The following is a 22,290-nucleotide window of genomic DNA, read 5'->3' on the forward strand; positions in this document are numbered from 1 at the left end:
ACCCTCCTGTCACATTATTTATCTAAATCATTTTCTATTAAATTAACGGATACCAAAGTTGATACACCCTTTTCCTGCATTGTAATGCCGTATAAAATATCAGCTGCGGCCATTGTACCTCTTCTATGTGTAATGATTATGAATTGGGTATCTTTTGTTAATTTATGTAGATATTTTGCAAAACGCTTAACGTTTGAATCATCTAAAGCCGCTTCAATTTCGTCCAGCAGACAGAAAGGCGAGGGTTTTAAATTCTGTATGGCAAATAATAAGGATATTGCAGTTAACGCTTTTTCACCACCGGATAGCTGCATCATATTCTGCAATTTCTTACCAGGCGGTTGTGAAGTGATAATAATACCTGCCTCTAAAATATCTTCCTCTTCCGTCAATTCCAAAGTTGCTTTTCCGCCTCCGAACAATTCTTTAAAAACAGTATCAAACTGCAAGCAAATAGAATGAAATTTCTCTTCAAACTGTTTTCGCATCTCATCATCCAGTTCTTTAATTATTCCCAATAACGTTTCTTCTGCTTTTAATAAATCATCTCTTTGATTTCTTAAGAAAGTATATCGTTCGGTTAAATTCTTGAAATCTTCAATGGCATTAACATTAACATCACCAAGATTTTTAATTTTTCCTTTCATATCCAAAATATTCTTCTTGGCTTGAGGCATATTATCAATGGAATCCGACTTAAATTCCATTGCAGTATGAAGAGTAAGTTCATATTCTTCCCAGATATAATTTATTTTTTCATCACATTGCTCGGTAAGTTTTTCTAATTGATTTGTTAATCGAAATACCTCTTTATCCAGATTGTTGATTTCTTTGGATAATTCTTCTCTTTTCTGAAAGAAATTCTTATGATTTCTAGATATTTCTTCTTTAACCACATTTAATCCTGTTATCTTTTCTTCAAAGTCCCTGACCTGATTCGTGAATATCTCTATTTGTGCTTCTGTATTTTTAATCTGCTCCAGCTTTTCATCTACTTGAACGGCTGCATCTTTCTTGTTCGTATTAAGAGCCGTTTCTTCTTCATAGAGTTTCTCTAATTCCCGTTTAATACGTTTGATGTGTTCCAGCGTATTTTGATTTCGTTGTTCCAAAGCAGAAAAATCAACACGTAGAGAAGCCCCTTTTTCAACTATTTTATTTTCCAGAACTTTTTCTGATTCCAGTTTTTTATTAATATCTTCTATTTTTGATTCATTTTCTTTGCTCTTTATCTCATTTAATTGTAAGGATTCCTTTAATTTATTAATATTATTATTTAATTCTACACTTTGATGTTCAATTTCTTTTATTTCATCGGTAAATTCTTTGTAAATTACTTTACCTTCTTCTTTCTTTTTTAATTCCTGATCCAGGTTCATTTTTATCGTATTCTGATTCAGATAAAAATCCTGTAAGGTAACTTTATTATCCTCGATCTGATTTCTTGCTATATTCCGTTTATTCTTTTTATTTTCTTTTTCAGAATTCAGGTTGAGTATAGAATTTTCCAATATTTGAACATCAGCTTCCAATTCTTCTATTTCCCGGCGTCGGCTAAGCAGATTACTGGAATTTTTATAAGCACCTCCGGATAAGGAACCTCCGGGGTTTAATAATTCACCGTCTAATGTAACAATTCTTAGAGAATAGTTATATTTTCTCGCTAATTTTAAGGCATGTTCAATATTATCCAAGACAATACTCCTGCCAAGCAGATTAGACATAAGTCCGCCGAATCTGGGTTCGGTACCTACTAAAGTATTGGCAAGACCTAATACACCGTCTTCGGATAATATTTTATCGGTATTCATCATCTCCCTGGCGGTAACGCTGGTTAAAGGTAAGAAAGTAGCTCGGCCGAATTTATTTTTCTTTAGATATTCAATTAAGCTTTTTGCCGTCTCTTCATTATCAGTAACAATATTTTGTATATTTCCGCCTAAAGCGGTCTCAATTGCTGTTTCATATTTCGGTTCTACCTTGATAATATCGGCTACAACACCTAGGATGCCAGACTGGGCCTCTTTTCTTTCCATTACTCTCTTAATACTATTGCCATATCCCTCATACCGTTCAGTCAGGTTTCGTAAGGATTCTAATCTAGATCTTTCCTGGTGGTACTTCTGCTGATTCTCAGTAATCTGTTTAGTGAGCAGATCTATATCTTCCTGAAAAACCGTTACAGACGTTTCAATTTCTTTATTTTCTAAATTCATTTTCTCTATTTGCGTTTCTATTTTCTGTAACTTTTCCTGTTGTTCGGATATGGTAATATCAATAAATGCTTCTTCACTTTTATTTCGTAAAAGCTTCTGATTTAATTCCACTTTTTTGATATTATTTTGTTCCAACATGGTTTCATATCTCTGAAGGTTTGTTTTGATATTTGAATTTTCACTAAGGAATTCAAATATTTCACTATTACATTCTTCAATTTGTTTGGTGCATCCAGATATATTAATTCGAATTTTCTCAAGTTCATTTGTAACAGCTAATTGTTCCTCGTCCAATTGATCAAGCTTTATATCCAGTTCTTTCTTATCACGAACAAAACTTTCCTGCTCCTCTTTTCTAACCCTGATATCATTGTTGATTGTCTGAATTCTTGACTCATAATGCATGTCGTTTTGTTTAACCGCCAGAATCTGCTCATTTAAAACCTTTATTTTACCTTCTTGTTTCTCTTTAGCAAGTTTACTTTCACTTAACGAATTTTTATGCTGCTCTAATTCCTCATTTATTCTTTCAATCTGTAATTCCAGTTTTTCATATTCTACTTTTGTATTCTCATAATTTTTATTACTAGCTAATAAAGAATCCTGAACAATCTGAATTTTTTCTTCGATTTGCTTTTTAGAATCCTCCAATTTTTCATTTTCCAAGAGGAACAAGTTTACTTCCAGAATTCTCAATTCATCACGGAGTTTAAGATATTCTTTTGCAACAGCGGATTGTTTTTCTAATGGCCCTATTTGCTTTTCTATTTCTGTTAAAATGTCATTAATACGATACAGATTTTGCTTTTCTTCTTCCAGGTTTTTCTCGGCCGATTGTTTCCTTTTTTTAAATTTAACAATACCGGCTGCTTCATCAAAAAGTTCTCTTCTGTCTTCAGGTTTTCCGCTTAGAATTTTATCAATCTGACCTTGTCCAATGATAGAGTAACCTTCTTTGCCGATGCCGGTATCCAGAAATAATTCTTGCACATCACGCAGTCTGCAGACGTTCCCATTAATTAAATATTCACTTTCACCGGATCGGTAAACACGTCTTGCTACTGTTACTTCGTCAAATTCAATTGGCAGTTTATGATCTGAGTTGTCAAGTGTTATAGCCACATAAGCATATCCCATTGACTTTCTGGTTTCCGTACCGGAGAATATAATATCCTCCATCTTAGCGCCTCTTAACTGCTTTGCACTTTGCTCACCCAAAACCCAGCGAACCGCATCAGCAACATTACTTTTTCCGCTGCCGTTTGGGCCTACTATACCTGTAATACCATCGTGAAACTCAAATGTTATTTTATTGGCAAATGATTTAAAGCCATGAACTTCAATGCTTTTTAAATACATTATTTTTCCCCCGACAGTATAGATTTTTTCTTATTCATTTTAAGAATGGATTGATAAGCCGCTTCCTGTTCAGCTGCTTTTTTCGTTCTCCCAACGCCAATTCCCAACTGAATATCATTTACAAGAGCAACTACCGTAAATTGCTTATTATGATCCGGGCCTTCTTCCTTGATTAATTCATAAGTTAACTGTTCTTTGTATTCACTCTGAACAATTTCCTGTAAGATAGTCTTGCTATCAAAAAAGAGTTTTTTATTTTCAACATCTGCTAAGATATAGTTACAGATAAACTCTTTTGCATTAGTAAAACCACCGTCTAGATAAATAGCCCCAATTATTGCTTCCATCGCATCAGAAAGTATGGAAAAACGTTCGCTGCCTCCTGTTGCAGCTTCTCCTTTTCCCAGAAGAACATAATTGCCGACCTTAATATCCCTTGCACAAGCCGCTAACGTCTGCTCACATACTAATCTGGCTCTTAACTTAGTCAGATCCCCCTCCGGCATTTTAGGATTTTGCATATATAAAAATTCACTAGTTACTAATTCCAGTACAGCATCCCCAAGGAATTCAAGTCTCTCGTTATTCTCAAGCTTATTCATACGCTTTTCATTGGCATATGAGCTGTGGGTTAAAGCATGTTTTAATATTTTTCTGTCATTAAATCGGTAGTTTATTGTTTCCTCAAAATATTTTAATTTTTCTAAACCAGCCTCTTCCGATCGCTTCATGTTATTCCTCCTTTCAATTCAAAATAGATTAATATAGAAGTTTGGTAATTGCAAAACAAATAATATAAATCAAAAACTTATTTTGTTTTACATTTGCCTGGATTATTAAAAAGTATATGAAAAACCCTTTCAAAAAGGCAAAGCTCCTGTAAACAAGAGCAAGGCCCTATTGAAAGGGCTTCAAATAAGTAAAGTTACTTATTGGTTAAGTGCGTTTTTGATTTGTTCTACTGCATCTCCTACAGTGACGATATTCTCTGCTTCTTCATTCGCAATTTCAATATCAAATTCTTCTTCGATTCCCATAATAATTTGAAAAAGGTCCAAGGAATCCGCTCCTAAGTCATCCACAAAGGTCGTTTCCATTGTAATTTCATCTTCTTCCACGTTTAATACTTCACTGATTATTTTTTGTAATTTTTCAAATTCCATTTCTATCACCTTTCTTTGCCTTTATTCTTCTTGAATATTCATTCTAATTTTTTCGTTTATTTGTTGTTCTGTGAATGTAACACATTGAATGATTGAATTTTTAACTTCAACACTCTTGGAATTTCCATGGGTTTTAACTACCAGACCGTTTAAGCCTAATAGCGGGGCTCCGCCATACTCAGATGCATCAAAGGACTTTAACGTTTGTTTTAACGCCGGCTTACAAAGCAATGCACCAATTTTACTTTTGGTTGTACTCATTAACCCAGTTTTAATCTTACTGATTAGAGCACCTCCAAGGCCTTCATAGAGCTTAAGAATAACATTACCAACAAAAGCTTCACAAACGATTACATCCGCAGCTCCGTTCGGTATTTCTCTTGCCTCAATACTGCCGATAAAATTAATATCATTGCAATTCTTAAGAAGCGGAAACGTTTCCTTAACCAACATATTACCTTTTTCCTCTTCCGTACCAATATTAACAATTGCTACTCTTGGATTTTTAATACCAACAACATGCTCCATATATATAGAACCCATCTTAGCAAATTGCACTAAATGTGTTGGTCTTGCATCAACATTAGCTCCGCAGTCTATAAGTAAGGAAACACCGTTCATCGTAGGAAGTAGCGGAGCTAATGGAGGTCTTTCTACTCCTTTAATCCTACCAACTATAAATTGTCCTCCTACCAAAACTGCACCTGTACTTCCTGCAGATACGAAAGCATCGGCTTCCCCGTTTTTAACAAGATTCATTGCTACTACTATAGAAGAATCTTTTTTACGGCGAATAGCCATAACCGGTGCTTCATCATTGGTAATAACATCATCGGCATTCACAATGATCAAGCGTTCTTTATCATAGTTATAGTTCTTCAACTCTTCCTTGATAATCGCTTCTTTTCCTACAAGCAGCACTTTGATATCTTTTCTTTCGTTAACTGCTTCCACTGTACCCTTTACAATTTGACCAGGAGCATTATCACCACCCATTGCGTCAACTGCAATTCTTACATTTGTATCCATCGCCTACCCCCGTCTGCGCATTTATTACTCCTATACTGATTCATATAAGTTCCCATAACATTCGATAATAAGGTTGATATGCTATTTATATTCCACCTTTTTCCAATCCATAAGACTCCCTGTCAGTATCTATACACAATATACTAGATATTATTATAAAAATCAACCACAATTTATTAAAAAAAATGATATTCCTATGTCAGTATGAGGCTTTTTCTAAAATTTATAAAAATTCATAAATTTATTCCAAATCCCGAAAATATATTACTGTTCACTCCCCTGTAAAAAGCAGCAGTTCCGCGAACAATAACATGCTTCGCGATACACGCAAAACGAGGGGGCAGCGTTCCTACGCTGCAATTCTCCGGTTTTCTGTGACAATACACTCACAAAAAACACGTCGCGTTGTTGCCTGTGAACAGTAACAAAATATTCTTAAAAAGTGTCTGGCTCGCCAGGACAACCGAGCCGCAGCGGGTTGCGGAGTAATAACTACCATTCCACCAGCGGCGCCTATCGGCACACAGTGCCTTTTGTATAATAGGGAAATTCCGAGAACTCCTAATTATTTAAGAAAGAGTCTGGCTCGCCAGACTCTAGCGCTGACGCGCTGTCACTTTAGTGACAACTTCCAATAGTGCGTCATGCGCATCCCGCCCGGAGGGCTTGTTATTTCATAGGGAAGTTCGGAGAACTTTCCTATGAAATAACAAAGGTGTCAACATACTGACACTTTCGCTCCTGGACCCTGCAGCTATATATATCCTTTCTGAGAGGTGTTCACTTGACGGTCCAGCTACTTATACATCAAACAGTTACACCCTATTGCATAAAGAAAGAATCTTCATCCATATATTGGTTGAAGATTCTTTCTCTAGCAATTAAGTAAATATATTAATTTATAATAGATTCAATGAATAAAAATTATAATAAAATTCTATTATATTTTTTTATAGAAGAAAGACTTATAGGTAGCAAACTGCAGATTTTGGGGTTGAATAATTTGTTCCGTACTGCCTACAAATAATATTGCATCTTTTTTTAAAGCCGCGTTAAATTTTTTATAAATATCATCTTTGGCTTCTTCCGTAAAATAGATTAAAACATTCCTGCATATAATCAAATCACATTGACTTGGATAGGAATCTTTTAATAAGTCATGCTGTTTAAATTCCACACAAGCTTTTATACTATCTAATATCTGGTAGGTACTATTATTAACTTCCCTAAAATATTTTGTTACAAATTCCTGAGGAAGTCCTTTTAAACTTTTGATATTATATAAACCTAATTTCGCTTTCTCTAGTATCTGTTTATCAATATCAGTTGCAATAATCTTTATACGGGAAAGAGGCATAAACTTGGATAAAAGCATAACCAGCGAATAAGGTTCATCTCCGGTCGAACAAGCGGCACTCCATATTTTTAAACCATTGCCAAATCTATTAAATAAATAGGGCAGCACTTCAGCTTCCAATAAATTCCATTGTTCAGGATTACGATAAAATTCTGATACATTAATGGTCAGATAATTGACAAATTCTTCAAGCATAACAGGATTCTTCTTTATCGTCTCTACATAACCAGTATAAGAAGTAATCTTATGTTTTGAGATTAATGCATCAATTCTTCGTTTCATTTGGCGCTCTTTATATGAATTTAAATCAATTTTGGTGATATGGTAAATCTGTTCCTTGAATACCTCATAATTATCTGCCAAATAGAAAAACTCCTTTTTCTTCTGTATAGTCTTTAATGATTGATTATTCCTCTGTTGCGGATTCACTTACCTCAACAGATTCAACAGTATCTTCCAAGGCTTTTACGCTTAAACTGATCTTCTTTTCATCATGATTAAAATCAACAACCTTAGCTGTTACCTCTTGTCCGACTTTAAGAACATCCGATGGTTTTTCAACATGTTCTTTGGAAATCTGAGATACATGTAATAAAGCATCTACACCTGGTTCTAATTCAATAAATGCACCAAAATCAGTCATACGTGCAACTTTACCAGTTACAACATTACCTACTGCATATTTTTCATCTGCTTTAAGCCAAGGATTAGCGTCTTCAAATTTTAAGCTGAGAGCAATCTTTTCACCGGAAATGTCTTTAATAAGAACTTTAACCGTATCCCCAACCTTAAATACTTTTTTTGGATTCTCTACTCTGCCCCAGGACATTTCAGAGATATGAAGAAGACCGTCAGCACCGCCCAGATCGATAAATGCACCGAAATCTGTAACATTCTTAACAACACCTTCTACTGTCATTCCTATACTGATTCTTTCAAATAGTTCTTTTTGCATCGCTTGTTTTTTCGCAACGATTAACTGTTTGCGGTCACCGATGATTCTTCTCTTTTTCGGATTAAACTCGGAAATTACAAATTCAATTTCTTCTCCGGCATATTTTGCTAGGTTTTTTTCGTATCCGTCAGATACTAAACTGGCAGGTATAAAAACTCTTGTTTCATCAATAATAACACTTAAGCCGCCTTCTAAAACAGCAGCTACTTTTGCTTTTAATACTTCCTTGTTATTAAAGGCTTCTTCCAGTCTCTTGCTGCCTTTTTCCGCAGCTAATCTCTTATAAGTTAAGAGAACTTGTCCTTCACCGTCATTTACCTTTAATACTTTAGCCTGCATTACATCGCCTTCTTTAACGAGTGTAGTTAAATCAGCATTTGGTGTATTGGTATATTCACTTCTGGTAATGATACCGTCTGCTTTGTAGCCTATATTTAATACGATTTCGTCTTCTTTTACACGTATTACAGTGCCCTCTACTACCTCTCCGTTTTGTATTGTTTTTAATGATTCCTCCAATAATTGTTCAAAACTCATTTCTGACATGCGGTATGAACCTCCTTGATAATATTGTTTGGGGTGGATGCCCCTGCTGTAATACCTACGCTACGAAAAGATTTGAGTTCCTCCAAATCCAGGTCTCTAAGTGTCTGTATATAGTAAGTATTTTCACATTCTAATTTAGATATTTCGTATAGCTTCCTGGTATTCGAACTATGTTTACCGCCGATAATAATCATAGCGTCAGATTCTTTAGCAAGCTGCCTTGCTTCCGTTTGACGCTCTTCGGTAGCATTACATATCGTATTTAAAACAATTATATCATAACCCTTTTTTGATATAATTTCAACTAAATCTTGAAAATTCTTGTAATTAAATGTCGTTTGGGATACAATACAGATCTTATCAACCCCAGTTAAATTCAAGTTTTCCGCTTGTTCGGCATTCTCAATTACTGTATAATTATTCGAACACCAGCCAATAATTCCTTCCACTTCAGGATGATTATTATTGCCGATTATTATGATGTGACGCCCTAATTCGCCTTGTTCCTTAACTATTTTATGGATTTTTATAACAAAAGGACAGGTTGCGTCAACTATTTTTAAACCCTGTTTTTCAATGATATCATAGATTTCCTTAGATACTCCATGAGAACGTATAATTATTGTACCCTCTGTAATGGATTTTAATTCTTCTAATGTATTAATGAGTCCAACACCTTTTAAAGTTAAATCAGCAACCACTTCATCATTATGGATAATAGGTCCATAAGTATAAACTTTGGTGCCTTTTTTTATTTCCTCATACACCAAATCTACTGCACGCTTTACTCCAAAACAAAAACCTGCGGTTTTAGCAAGTACTATATTCATAACATATCACCATTATATTTTTCTTTAAATAATAAAATTATTTTATCAATTACTTCTTCTATTGTCAAATCGGAGGAATCAACTAAAACAGCATCTTCTGCCTGCCTTAGAGGAGATATCTCCCTATTCATATCCTGTCTGTCTCTTTTTATGATATCGGTTTCGATGTCCTCTATCTTACTTGAAATGCCCTTGTCTTCCAGCTCTTTCCACCTTCTGAGTGCTCTTGTCTTTGAACTGGCAGTAAGATAAATTTTAAGATCAGCATTCGGTAATACCACCGTCCCAATATCTCTTCCATCCATAATTACATTAGAAGAAGACGCTAAACTTTGCTGTAATTCAACCATCTTTTCTCGTACAGCATGATATCTGGCCACTACGGAGGCATTCTTTCCCACTTCTTCATCGCGAATGAAAGCAGTAGCATTCTCGCCGTTTAACTTTACCTGCTGTTCTCCGTCTATGTATTCAATTGTTATATCTATCCGACTGCATGCTTTCGATACAGCTTCTTCCTCTGCCGTGTCTATACCATTTCTTATCATATATAAAGCCATTGCCCGGTACATAGCCCCTGTATCAACATAGATATATTGTAATTTTTGTGCGATACTTTTTGCTATGGTACTTTTACCCGCTCCGGCAGGTCCGTCAATCGCTATATTATAATTTTTCATTATAGCCCTCCTGTTTATACGAATATATATAACAAGTTAATCAGTCACTTTATTTGAAGTTATAATTACTTATTACTCGTATATCTTATCTAATCAATGTCTGTATATTAATTATTAACATGATTCGGTTGATTCTTAAACAGCATTGCCAGCAGAATAAGCAGTGGACCATGCTATCTGCAAATTAAACCCTCCGGTTAATGCATCCAGATCCAATACTTCCCCTGCAAAATAGACACCGGTAATTAATTTTGATTCCATAGTGGATGGATTTATCTCTTTTACCAGAATTCCACCTCTTGTGATAACGGCTTCATTGTAATCTCTTAAACGGGTAATATGAAATTCCATTCCTTTCAGCAGTTCTACCAGGCGGCTTCTTTCTTCTTTGGTTATTAAATTAACCTTTTTTTCCGGGTCAATGTTGCTTAATGCTATTATAACTTGAATTAGCTTACGTGGCAATAGTTGATCCAGCGCATTCTTATATTGTTTATTGCTAAATTCATCAAAATCCCTTAAAATTCTGGTATCTAACTGTTCCTTTGACAGGGCCGGTTTTAAATCAATTGATAAAACCAAATCTTTGTTTTCCATATATGGAATACAGTAACTGCTGGCACTTAATATTACCGGACCGCTTACTCCGAAATGAGTAAATAAAAGCTCACCGAAATCAGAATAGATTTCTTTCTTTTTCGACGTAATCGTAATATGAATATTTTTTAAGGAAAGTCCCTGTAATTCTTTTATGGTACTTACTTCTGCCACATTCATTGGTACAAGGGACGGATATAATTTGGTAACAGTATGTCCCATATTCTTAGCAAAACGATAGCCATCGCCGGTAGATCCGGTAGCCGGATAGGACAAACCGCCAGTTGCTATGATAACTTTATCGCCATGGACTATTTCCGGTTTACTTTTTATTTTTATTCCGCAAAAGCAATTATCCTTAACTAAAATCTCTGATACTTCACTGTTGTATCTGATATCTACTCCAAGATGTTTTAGTTCTTTTAATAAAACAGCAAGAACATCCGAAGATTTATCCGATTCCGGGAATACACGGTTACCTCTTTCAATTTTCGTCTTTAATCCTATTTCTTCAAAAAAATTTATTATATCAAAATTATTACAGGCATAAAATGAACCATATAAGAATTTTGGATTAGTTACTACATTTTGAAATAAATCATCCATATCACACGCATTCGTTAGATTGCATCTTCCTTTACCGGTTATATAAAGTTTTTTACCCAGCTTATCATTCTTTTCCAATAAAATAACCTGATTACCATTTCTGGCTGCAATTACAGAAGCCATCATTCCTGCGGCACCACCGCCTACTACTATAACTGTGGTATTATTTATACTCATAATATCACCTCCTGATTAAATACACTCTGATAATCAATATAATGAAAGAATCCCAATTCTTATTAATGTAAGAATCAGAATTCTTCCAGATTCGTTTGAACTGTTTATATGACATAAATGAATTCGTTATTAACTATAGGATGTCCTGCAAAATAAAAATTATTATTTTGATTTACTGTTATCCAGATATACTTCATCCAATCCATATGCAAGATGTCCGGACTCATAGGCATGGCCTTCCACTCTGAAGATAACTTTGGGATACTCCGGTAAATTATCTACCAGACTTTGTGCAATGGCATCCAAAATAGTTTTCTCCATCCCACTTCCGACATTTGTTAAAGGAGGCTGGTCCGACTTAAAATTAACAATTACCGTATCCTGTTTCGTCTCCACAGAGTCAATCCCAACAGTAATAAGTCTGTCCGCTAAAGAATCTGTCACAAGGTCAATAATTAACTGTGGATTGATTTCATTGCCTTCCGGAACTAAAGCAACGACAGATTCAACTCCCTGGGTATTTTCATTGATCGTATAAATGGACACTTCCTTTGTTGCTACCCGTTCTACTGTTTCTGAATCTTCTTTTGTAGACTCAACCGAATCTGAATCCTGTGATTTAGTTGTTTCATCCGTATTACTTTCTTTGGTCAGTACATCCTTATCAACTGACTGGATATTTTCAATGGTCTGTTTACCATCATTATTTGTATTCCCCAATATCTGCTTGTCTGATTTTAAACTACACCCGTTTGCAGCAATAAACAAGGAAAATGTAGTGATTAATAAAATTCGTTTCATATAATTATGTCGCATAACTATCACTCCTGACTTAAATACTGATTCCTTTCGCTTATAAAAACAGCTAGCTTGATTATGTTATTTTAGAAATATTACAAAATTACAATTTCATAATTTATATAATATTCATTAACTATGTCATTTTTATGTTAAAACATGGGTAATTTAATGGTCTTTTTCAAGTTACTAATCTTTTAGCAAAAGCTTATTTAATTCAGTAAATAATTAAGGAATTAAAAAAATCAAAATTTTATTTCTCGTATCTTATCATCTTCCATATTGTTCCAGAATTGCATTCCTAAGAAGATCCAAAGCATAAATTACAGTCAAATCTCTTATTTTTTGACGATTCCCTTTTAATCGGTATTCTTTAATATGAAGTTTTTCATTTACAGTGCATCCAATATATACAAGTCCTACTGGTTTTTCTTCCGTTCCACCGTCCGGACCGGCAATACCGGTTACGGCAAGTGAAGCTTTGCTTCCGGATGAGGCAGCTGCTCCCTGTGCCATTTCAGCAGCAGTTTCCCTGCTTACCGCTCCGTATCTCATTAAGGTCTGCGGACTGACTTTCAAATACTTTTGTTTCGCCTCGTTGGAATATGTTATAAATCCTTCACCTAAAACAGCAGAGGCACCGGGCACATTAACAATTCTTCCGGCTATTAATCCGCCAGTACAAGATTCTGCAGTGGTTAACATAATATGATGTTTTGCTAACATCGAGACAACAATATCTTCCAGATTTTCATTTTCATCCGTTGTATAGATTGCATCCGCAAATCTTCTCTTTAATTCATCCACCATTGGTTTTACCAGTGACTTACCACTTCCTTCACTATCGGCAGCCGCTGTTATTCTGATATGAACTTCTCCATTTTTGGCATAGGTAGCAATGGTTGGATTTGTCTGCTTCTCAATTAAATCCTTCACCATAATTTCCGCCTTGCTTTCACCGATGCCGCATATTTTCACCATTTCAGAATAAAGAATACCTGGTTGTAATTTTCTAAGGAAAGGAATAATATCATTTTCAAACATAGGAATCAATTCATTAGGAGGTCCCGGCAGTAAAATAATCACTTTATTATTATAGGTATTCTTAAGACCACTGTCATCTTCTGACTCGTTCATCTCAACAATCAGTCCTGGAGCCGTGCCATTATGGTTATCAATTACCAGAGAACTTTCTATAATTAATGCCTGCTTCCAATTATTTTCAGGGATACTATCAAGTTTTCTATCTTTAAAATATTCCTGGATTCTTTCTTTGGAGTGAGAATCCTCAATGAGACTTCTTTGTAAAACTTTTGCAGTTACCTCTTTTGTTAGATCATCCTTGGTTGGTCCCAATCCTCCTGTTAAAATAATAATGTCCGAACGGGATAAGGCCAACTTCAAAGTATTACTTAACCTGTCTTCATTATCTCCGACAGACACTTGATAATAATTCGATATACCCAGCTGTGCACATTTTACTGCAAGGTAATTGGCATTGGTATTCACAATATTGCCAAGCAGTATCTCAGTACCGACACTAATGAATTCTGCTATCATATTCTTACACCTATTGCATATCGCAGACCATTCTGCGATAGTGCCTCAATATTAAAAGTTAAACATTATTGCGGCAACCTTTCTTTATAAAGTTATTTTATATTTTTTTTCATATATACATATTTCTTAAATTTCATTTTACTCCTTTAGAATAGCCATCTATGCTATTCTAAAGGAACCCTATATCCAGGCTTTCGGCCCGCTCGTTCTATATTGGCCTATTTATTTCTTTCATTTATTATTTTCTGATAAAACCCTCCTATTTTTAAACAGATAATCTACCAGGGATATTAAAGTTAATATCAGGGATAAATAGATAAAAATCTGTTCCAATATATTAAAAACAGGAAGATTAAAATTAACGATTAATAAAACTGACATAATCATCTGGGCAGTTGTTTTGAATTTAGCAATATTACTTGCCGCAATAACTACACCGTTATCAGAAGCCACAAGTCTGAATCCGCTGATAATGAATTCTCTTGATATAATGACAATGATAATCCAGGCCGGAACCAGTTTTAATTCTACAAAACATATCAAAGCCGCGGACACTAATAATTTATCAGCCAATGGATCCATAAATTTTCCGAAATTAGTCACCAAGTGATATTTCCTTGCCAGATATCCGTCCAAAGCATCTGTCAGACAGGCGATAACAAAAATTGCCGCAGCAATGTAATTACCAAAAGGGATATTTGGCACCAGGTAAATGACCAAAAATAACGGAATCATAAATACTCTTGCAATTGTAATTTTATTTGGTAAATTCATAAAAACACCCTTTCTCCCCATGGGGATTTTATATTAATTCTCCTATCAAATCATATTCTTTTGCATCGGTTACTAAAACATCAACAAAATCACCGGACATTAATTCACCGCGGGCCGAAACGAAGATATATCCGTCAACATTTGGAGCATCCATATAAGTCCTTCCTATATATATGCTTCCGTTTGCCATAAACGGATCCTGGTTTTCCAATAATTGATTATCCATCACATCTTCCGGTAATTTACCTTCAATCATAACTTTTAATTTCTTTCCAATCATATCTTTGGCATGCTCGAAAGCAATCTTTTGTTGTAATTCCATTATTTCAGACTGTCTGCGTTTTTTAATGTGTTTATGGATCTGGTTTTTCATTTTGGCAGCTGGAGTATCATCTTCTTTTGAATAAGTAAAGACACCTAACCTGTCAAATTTCATCTCCTTTAAAAATCCTTTTAATTCTTCATGGTCTTCTTCAGTTTCACCCGGAAAACCAGTTATCAAGGTAGTTCTAAGCGCTATATCAGGAATCTTATTACGAAGTTTGGTAATAATCTGTATTAGCTCTTCTTTGTTGGTTCTTCTGCCCATCTTCTTTAAAATAGTATCACTGGCATGCTGTATTGGCATGTCAAGGTAGTTGCATATTTTATCTTCTGTCCGGATTACTTCTATCAATTCATCCGTAATTTCTTCCGGATAGGAATAAAGAATCCTAATCCAGTTTAATCCCTCGATTTTACATAATTCTCTTAATAACCTGGGAAGCCTCTTTTCATTATAGATATCTTTACCGTAAAGGGTAGTTTCCTGCGCAACTAATATTAATTCCTTAACGCCACCCTGTACCAAATTCTCTGCTTCCTTAATCAGCCGTTCTATGGGGACACTTCTATAATTTCCCCTGATTTTAGGTATAATACAGTAAGTGCAATGTTTATCGCATCCCTCCGCTATTTTTAAGTATGAAAAATAACCTCCGGTGGTATTAATTCTTTCTGCATCTACAAATGAAATTTCATCCGGTTCTTTGATTGATACCGTTTTTTCACCTTCCAATACCCGGTTTATCACACCTACGATTTCATTATAACTGGAAGTTCCTAAAATAGCATCCACTTCACTGATTTCTTTTTGAATATCTTCTTTATATCTCTGACCTAAACAACCGGTTACAATTAACCCTTTCAGTTTTCCGGTTTTTTTATACTCGGCCATCTCTAAAATAGTGTTAATACTTTCTTCCTTTGCATCATTTATAAAACAACAGGTATTTACTACAATGATATCTGCTTCCTGTTCATCGTTAGTAATCTGATACCCCTTTTCCCGTATTAAGCCTAACATTACCTCGCTGTCCACTAAATTTTTATCACAACCTAGTGAAACAAATAATATATTCATGTGTACCTCCAAATAATATAGTAAAAATATTTTTATATATTCAGTGATATTTATTCTTACACTGTTTTATTATATATAAAAAATATCATCCTTGACATTTTAACAGTTTTTAAATAAAAAGGAAACTATTATTTTAGTTTCGCATGGGATTAAAATAATATTATCTATTTCTAATCTATTTATAATTGACATTTGCCTTGTTTTTGTTATTATTATAGCAAATAAGAAAAGATTGGAGAATCCAGGGCAATGATTTTTCAAATCTTACACACAAAGTTTAAAACTGTTTAATATCTGGTACAAACTTTATATATGCATCATGTATGCATTGAAACGGAGGAATTTATGTTAAAGTCTTTAAAAATATTTATTTCTATTGTTATTCCATTAATTGCTGCGTACATTTATTATTATATCACATTACCCGCAGTTAATATCCATTCACCAGGATTTTGGTTTTTTATTATCGGAGCTTTAGTTGTATTCTGCGTTGTAATCGGTTTAATCGCAGCTAATCGGAGTAGCAGCTTATACCGAGGATCGGTTTTAAAAAGCAAACTGTTCACTGTCCTATCTGGAATCACCATAATCGTTGTATTAATATATATCGTAGGAAGCATCTTATCTTCACCAATGATTAACGCGAAAAAGTACCAGCAGATGTTAAAAATTAAAGATAGTAATTTTACAGAAGATATAAAAGAAATATCTTTAAACAAAATACCAATCCTGGATAAAGACTCCGCCGCTTTGTTAGGCTCCAGAAAAATGGGCAGTATCGTGGAATATGTATCCCAGTTTGAGGTTGGCAACAACTATACCCAGATCAATTTTAAAGGTATTCCCACAAGAGTCTCTCCTTTGCAATACGGAAGTTTCTTTAAATGGATCTCCAACCGTTCAGAGGGTATCCCCGCTTATATGCAGATTGATATGACAACTCAGGAAGTTAATCTGATGAAATTAACCAAAGGGATCCATTATTCGGAATCCGAATACTTTGGCAGAAACATTCACCGTTATTTACGTTTTAATTACCCTACCTATATTTTTGATACCATTAATTTTGAAATTAATGATGAGGGTATCCCCTATTGGATCTGCCCTGTTAAAGATTATACGATTGGATTATTCGGAGGACAGACCATTGGCAAAGTCGTTATGGTAAATGCAATTACCGGAGAAACAAAAGATTATTCCGTATCGGACGTACCCAAATGGGTAGACCGGGTTTTTTCAGCCGAACTATTAATTTCCCTGTACGATTATTACGGAACCCTTAGGCATGGGTACTGGAATTCCGTAATCAGTCAGAAAGATGCACTGCAGACCACCGATGGTTATAACTATGTTGCCTTAAATGATGATGTCTGGGTATATACCGGTGTAACCAGTGTTGCCAGAGATGAATCCAATGTAGGTTTTGTTCTTATGAATCAGCGAACCGCAGAAACCCGTTTTTATCCTGTATCCGGAGCAGAAGAATATTCTGCCATGGCTTCTGCGGAGGGTCAGGTTCAGCATCTGGGTTATAGGGCCACTTTCCCGCTTTTACTTAATATCGGCGGTGAACCTTCTTATTTTATAGCTTTAAAAGATGCTGCAGGGCTGGTTAAAAAATATGCTATGGTTAATATATCCCAATATCAGATTGTTGCCATAGGTGATACTGTTAATGAATGTGAAAAAATATATCTGGAATTAATGAAATCTAATAATATTAAAGTGGAAGACACGTCGAACCTCCCGCAAATCACCGGTACTATTACAAAAATTGCAGAGGGTGTTGTTGACGGCAATTCCCATTATTATATCCTGTTAAATAGCAGCAATGCAATCTTTGATGTTGAAGTGGTTAATTTTATCAATATCATTAAATATAATGTCGGTGATACAATAACTTTCTCTTATTCAGAAGGAACGGAGTCCAATACCGTACTGGGAGTTAAATAAACTTCTATAAAATAAAAAGCCTGTTACTGACCAAACAGTTTGTTGAAATGGTCAGTAACAGGCTTTTTACTGGTTTTTCTTATACTTATTAATTAGTATTTACCTTTATATCTGAAAAGATTTTATACGTGAATAATAGTTTTTAATTTTCTGAGCATAAGATTGAAAAGGAATTTTCTTCTTATTACTGCATTTACTCATTTTACCCGGACGATCATAATCTCCAACAAAAGAAAACTTAATATAATGCTTTATACATTTCATATCCCTGGTTTTATTTAAATTTCTAAGACCTAAATCAAGGTTTTTTCTAACACGTAGCATTGCTTTACTATGATCAATCGTTGTAACCAACCTGCCATCCTGAAAAATAAGTTCCCAAACAACTTTATAGCTGTAGCAGGGAATCTCATCTTCTGTACCATAATTTTTTATGAAAGTATTACCAATCACAATTGCGCCACTGAATTTTACCGATATCATAATATTATTATACTGCACCGTCTCCGGTCCTTTTTCAGAATAAAAAGGTTCCGGTTTAATACCGTTTATGATTGGGTAACCAATGTCTCCCGTTATTATTAAGTTCTTTAAATACAATTGATAATCTTTTATTTCAAAGTCAGAGTTGTATCTAAAGTTCGGATCGTTTGACCATATTGGCGATATGCCAACGTTTTCCGGTTCAAATATGGTTTTCATATCACATTTTAAAATCAAAAAAGTTGATTCATCAGAAATTATAGTATCTTGCGCATCCATCCTTCATCTCCTCTACCATTATTTCCGGATACTTTCAACACAATTATTCATAAGCATGGCTATGGTCATCGGCCCAACTCCTCCTGGTACAGGGGTTATGGCACTGACATGATCAACTACGCTGTTAAAATCCACATCACCGCATAACTTATTGTTTTCATCTCGGTGAATTCCAACATCTATCACGACAGCCCCCTCTTTTATATAATCCTGATTGATAAATCTTGGTTTGCCGATTGCTACAATCAATATATCAGCTCGTCTTGTTACTTCTTTTAAATTTGCTGTCTTGGAATGACATATGGTTACCGTACCGTTTTCTCGTAATAACAATAAAGCCATGGGTTTCCCGACGATATTACTTCTTCCTATAACAACACATTCTTTTCCTTCTATTTTGATACCGGAACGTTTTAATAATTGAATTACACCAGAGGGCGTACAGGAAACAAAACCCTTTTGTCCAATACTTAAGGCACCGACACTTTGGGGGTGAAATCCATCTACATCTTTATCCGGTGCAATCGTCTGTATCACCAAATCTTCGTTAATATGTTTCGGTAGAGGCAGTTGAACTAATATACCATTAACATCGTCTCGTAAATTAAGTTCTTTCACTAGATTCAGAAGCTCTGCTTCTGTTGTTGCTTCCGGAAGCTCATATGCCAAAGAACGAATTCCTATATATTCACAAGCTTTCTTTTTATTTCCAACATAAACACCGGAAGCCGGATCATTACCTACCTGAATTACCGCAAGTGTAATCTGGATTCCCTGAGATTTGAAAACGGATACTTTATCTTTTAATTCATCCTTAATATCCTGGGAAACTTTTTTACCATCAATAATTAATGCCATTCTAATACACCTAACCTTTCCATTTGATTCCTAATGGGCGCCGCTATGGATTAATCTGAATCGGCAATCTTAACAGCATCCCTATTTCATTTATTTATAACTTAACTCAATCCAGATAACCCATTGTTTATTGTTTATTAATATCACGATAAAAGTTAATTAAACAACCTTTTTCAACGATAACTCTCTCATCATCTGTTAGTTCTCCCAGCTTTAAAGTAAATTCCTTCATGTCCTTATTTACTACATATGCCTTGATTTCAGATATTTTATCGATGATAGTTTTTTTAATATCTTTAATCAAGATGTAATCTCCGTTTTCAAACGGTAATTCTTCCGTTAAAATAAAAGGCAGCATACCCCAGTTAATTAAGTTAGAGCGGTATCTTTTCGTTGCATATTCTTTTGCAATATTGGCTAAGCCACCAAGAACTTTCTGACAGCTTGCCGCCTGTTCTCTTGCTGAACCGTCTCCCGGTTTTACCGCATAGATAACACTTCCGATTTCAGTAGATTTTTCATCAATCTGGAATTTAGTATTAATTTTATCAAAAATATCTTTTATTTCTGCATTGGAATTAAATACATCTTCACCGTTTATTCTTGCTTTCTCTGCTTTTTGTATTTCTTTCGCACGTCCGACATATGCCGGATCTTTTCTGGATAAGGTGAATTCCGCAAGTCCTAAAGGATTGGAGCGGTAAGAGGATGTCTCTCCTGATGGAATTAATTCATCCGTGGTAGTAACCGGATCCTGTATAACTGAGACAACTTTTAATACCATATCATCGGTTAAACAAGATATAGCCGGCCAGTCTACAATTCCAGGCCCAAACTTAACTTCCACGTCGGTATCCGGTCTGCCTGTACCATCATAAACACGATTTTCATATATCTTACTGTCAAAGAAATATTTTGGTTTTGAAAATTCAATATCTATATTTTCTGCAGAAGTTAAATAACCTTTGTTAGCAGCTGTTGCAGCAATGGATTTCGCATCCATTAAAGCTACGGATGCAATCTGTCCGCTGGTAACCTTGGAACCCTCTCTATTCGGGAAGTTTCTGGTGGAATGACGGATACTTAATCCATTATTGGGCGGAACATCTCCTGCTCCGAAGCAAGGGCCACAGAAAGCAGTACGGATTGTAGCACCTGTCTCCATTAATTTAGCCGCCACACCATTTTTCACCAATTCCATAAAGATAGGCTGGCTCGCCGGATATACACTTAAAGAGAATTCATCCGCCCCGATATATTTACCGTTTAAAATATCTGCCGCATCACATATGTTTTCAAAACCACCGCCTGCACATCCGGCAATAATACCCTGGTCGATGTACAATTTACCGTTTCTGATTTTATCTCTTAGAGTATATTTAATATTGTTATTACCAAGGCTGATTAAAGCTTTCTTCTCAACTTCTTCCAATATATCGGAAAGATTTGCATTAAGTTCATCAATGGTATACACATTGCTTGGATGAAAAGGCATTGCAATCATAGGTTTGATTTCTGATAAATCCACATAAATCATACCATTGTAGTACGCTACTTTCTTAGGTTTTAATTCCTTAAATTCATCCGGTCTGTTATGGATCTCATAAAATTCCCTAACAGCATCATCTGTGATCCAGATAGAAGAAAGACAAGTTGTTTCCGTGGTCATAACATCAATACCGATACGATAATCCACGCTGAGGTTTTTCACACCGTCACCGATAAATTCCATTACCTTATTATTTACATAACCGCCCTCAAATACAGCACCGATAATTGCTAGAGCAACATCCTGCGGTCCTACGCCTTTCCTTGGTTTACCGGTTAAATAAACGCCAACCACTTCAGGCATATTGATATCATAGGTTCTTGATAAAAGCTGTTTTACTATTTCGGGCCCCCCCTCACCCATTGCCATGGTACCTAATGCACCATAACGGGTATGACTGTCAGAACCTAAAATCATCTTACCGCCGCCGGCAAGCATTTCACGGGCAAATTGATGAATAACTGCTTGATGAGGCGGAACATATACTCCACCATACTTTTTCGCACAGGATAAACCAAACATATGATCATCTTCATTTATGGTACCGCCTACGGCGCATAAACTGTTATGACAGTTAGTAAGTACATAGGGTACGGGAAATTTCTCAAGTCCGCTTGCTCTTGCAGTCTGAATGATACCGACAAATGTTATGTCATGAGAAGTTAATTTATCAAATTTAATCTTTAATTTATCCATATTGCCGGATGTATTGTGAGCTTTTAATATATCATATGCCAAAGTATTCCTGGCAGCTTCCTCCTTTGAATAGCCGACGCCAAGCTTAGCGTTAAGCAGCTCTGCAGATACTTCTTTTTCATCAATTATCTCATTGCCATTTAATACATAGGCACCTTTTTCATATAATTTAATCATATTTCTTATCTCCTTCTGTGGCTTTTTGTTCCTATGGTATAAAGTTTCACACTGCTTTTTATTAAAAGTTACTATGATTGAGTAACAATTTTAACCAGAGAAATCTTATTGTCTCAATGTAAAATTAACATGTCATTCCTAATGATAATATTTATAGAGGAAATAATCAAGAATTTTTTATTTTTTTATAAAAAAATTCATTATATATGTATATATATGCATATTCTAATACCTAGGCAGAATAAT

General features: G+C 35.0%; 17 protein-coding genes. 1 reads left to right on the forward strand and 16 read right to left on the reverse strand.

What is annotated here, in order from left to right; genetic code table 11:
• Window positions 1-14: 14 nt before the first annotated feature.
• From smc to rimO, 13 genes are all read right to left on the reverse strand, one after another.
• Window positions 15-3,575, reverse strand: coding sequence for a chromosome segregation protein SMC (gene smc / locus RBU59_RS02015; protein WP_308146216.1), 3,561 nt, complete (start codon window positions 3,573-3,575; stop codon window positions 15-17).
• Window positions 3,575-4,306 (reverse strand): ribonuclease III, encoded by a 732-nt coding sequence (gene rnc / locus RBU59_RS02020; RefSeq protein WP_308146217.1) that lies wholly within the window; start codon window positions 4,304-4,306, stop codon window positions 3,575-3,577. Before rnc ends, smc begins: the two co-directional genes overlap by 1 nt.
• A gap of 198 nt (window positions 4,307-4,504) precedes the next feature.
• Window positions 4,505-4,738, reverse strand: a complete 234-nt coding sequence (gene acpP, locus RBU59_RS02025; protein ID WP_161839024.1) for an acyl carrier protein — start codon at window positions 4,736-4,738, stop codon at window positions 4,505-4,507.
• 21 nt (window positions 4,739-4,759) lie between these two features.
• The gene (gene plsX / locus RBU59_RS02030; protein ID WP_308146218.1) at window positions 4,760-5,767 is read right to left on the reverse strand and encodes a phosphate acyltransferase PlsX; all 1,008 of its coding nucleotides are present in this window, start codon (window positions 5,765-5,767) and stop codon (window positions 4,760-4,762) included.
• Window positions 5,768-6,707: 940 nt separating this feature from the next.
• A complete protein-coding gene (locus tag RBU59_RS02035; protein WP_308146219.1) occupies window positions 6,708-7,487 on the reverse strand; it encodes a CheR family methyltransferase in 780 nt (259 codons plus the stop codon).
• A gap of 43 nt (window positions 7,488-7,530) precedes the next feature.
• Window positions 7,531-8,625, reverse strand: coding sequence for a 30S ribosomal protein S1 (gene rpsA / locus RBU59_RS02040; protein ID WP_308146220.1), 1,095 nt, complete (start codon window positions 8,623-8,625; stop codon window positions 7,531-7,533).
• Window positions 8,613-9,455, reverse strand: a complete 843-nt coding sequence (ispH, locus tag RBU59_RS02045; protein WP_308146221.1) for a 4-hydroxy-3-methylbut-2-enyl diphosphate reductase — start codon at window positions 9,453-9,455, stop codon at window positions 8,613-8,615. The genes rpsA and ispH overlap by 13 nt, the downstream gene beginning before the upstream one ends.
• Complete coding sequence (cmk, locus tag RBU59_RS02050; RefSeq protein WP_308146222.1) at window positions 9,452-10,135, reverse strand: (d)CMP kinase; 684 nt, start codon at window positions 10,133-10,135, stop codon at window positions 9,452-9,454. The genes ispH and cmk overlap by 4 nt, the downstream gene beginning before the upstream one ends.
• Window positions 10,136-10,270: 135 nt before the next feature.
• Window positions 10,271-11,515: an NAD(P)/FAD-dependent oxidoreductase gene (locus RBU59_RS02055; protein ID WP_308146223.1), complete on the reverse strand. Its 1,245-nt coding sequence runs from the start codon at window positions 11,513-11,515 to the stop codon at window positions 10,271-10,273.
• A gap of 162 nt (window positions 11,516-11,677) precedes the next feature.
• Complete coding sequence (locus RBU59_RS02060) at window positions 11,678-12,331, reverse strand: hypothetical protein (protein WP_308146224.1); 654 nt, start codon at window positions 12,329-12,331, stop codon at window positions 11,678-11,680.
• 252 nt (window positions 12,332-12,583) lie between these two features.
• Window positions 12,584-13,873 carry a competence/damage-inducible protein A gene (locus tag RBU59_RS02065; RefSeq protein WP_308146225.1) on the reverse strand — a complete coding sequence of 430 codons (1,290 nt, stop codon included), beginning with the start codon at window positions 13,871-13,873 and terminating at the stop codon, window positions 12,584-12,586.
• Window positions 13,874-14,104: 231 nt separating this feature from the next.
• A complete protein-coding gene (pgsA, locus tag RBU59_RS02070; RefSeq protein WP_308146226.1) occupies window positions 14,105-14,647 on the reverse strand; it encodes a CDP-diacylglycerol--glycerol-3-phosphate 3-phosphatidyltransferase in 543 nt (180 codons plus the stop codon).
• A gap of 28 nt (window positions 14,648-14,675) precedes the next feature.
• Window positions 14,676-16,049: a 30S ribosomal protein S12 methylthiotransferase RimO gene (gene rimO, locus RBU59_RS02075; protein ID WP_308146227.1), complete on the reverse strand. Its 1,374-nt coding sequence runs from the start codon at window positions 16,047-16,049 to the stop codon at window positions 14,676-14,678.
• Between the two features lie 345 nt (window positions 16,050-16,394).
• Between rimO and RBU59_RS02080 the strand changes: the two genes are divergently transcribed.
• On the forward strand, window positions 16,395-18,002 hold the full coding sequence (locus RBU59_RS02080; protein WP_308146228.1) for a CvpA family protein: 1,608 nt from the start codon (window positions 16,395-16,397) through the stop codon (window positions 18,000-18,002).
• 105 nt (window positions 18,003-18,107) lie between these two features.
• Here the strand turns inward: RBU59_RS02080 and RBU59_RS02085 are convergent, their stop codons facing one another.
• From RBU59_RS02085 to RBU59_RS02095, 3 genes are all read right to left on the reverse strand, one after another.
• On the reverse strand, window positions 18,108-18,764 hold the full coding sequence (locus RBU59_RS02085; RefSeq protein WP_308146229.1) for a hypothetical protein: 657 nt from the start codon (window positions 18,762-18,764) through the stop codon (window positions 18,108-18,110).
• 18 nt (window positions 18,765-18,782) lie between these two features.
• Window positions 18,783-19,622, reverse strand: a complete 840-nt coding sequence (gene folD, locus RBU59_RS02090; protein ID WP_308146230.1) for a bifunctional methylenetetrahydrofolate dehydrogenase/methenyltetrahydrofolate cyclohydrolase FolD — start codon at window positions 19,620-19,622, stop codon at window positions 18,783-18,785.
• Between the two features lie 127 nt (window positions 19,623-19,749).
• Window positions 19,750-22,044, reverse strand: a complete 2,295-nt coding sequence (locus RBU59_RS02095) for a hydratase (protein ID WP_308146231.1) — start codon at window positions 22,042-22,044, stop codon at window positions 19,750-19,752.
• Between the last annotated feature and the right edge of the window lie 246 nt (window positions 22,045-22,290).

The sequence above is a fragment of the Anaerocolumna sp. MB42-C2 genome (assembly GCF_030913705.1).
GTDB lineage: Bacteria > Bacillota > Clostridia > Lachnospirales > Lachnospiraceae > Anaerocolumna.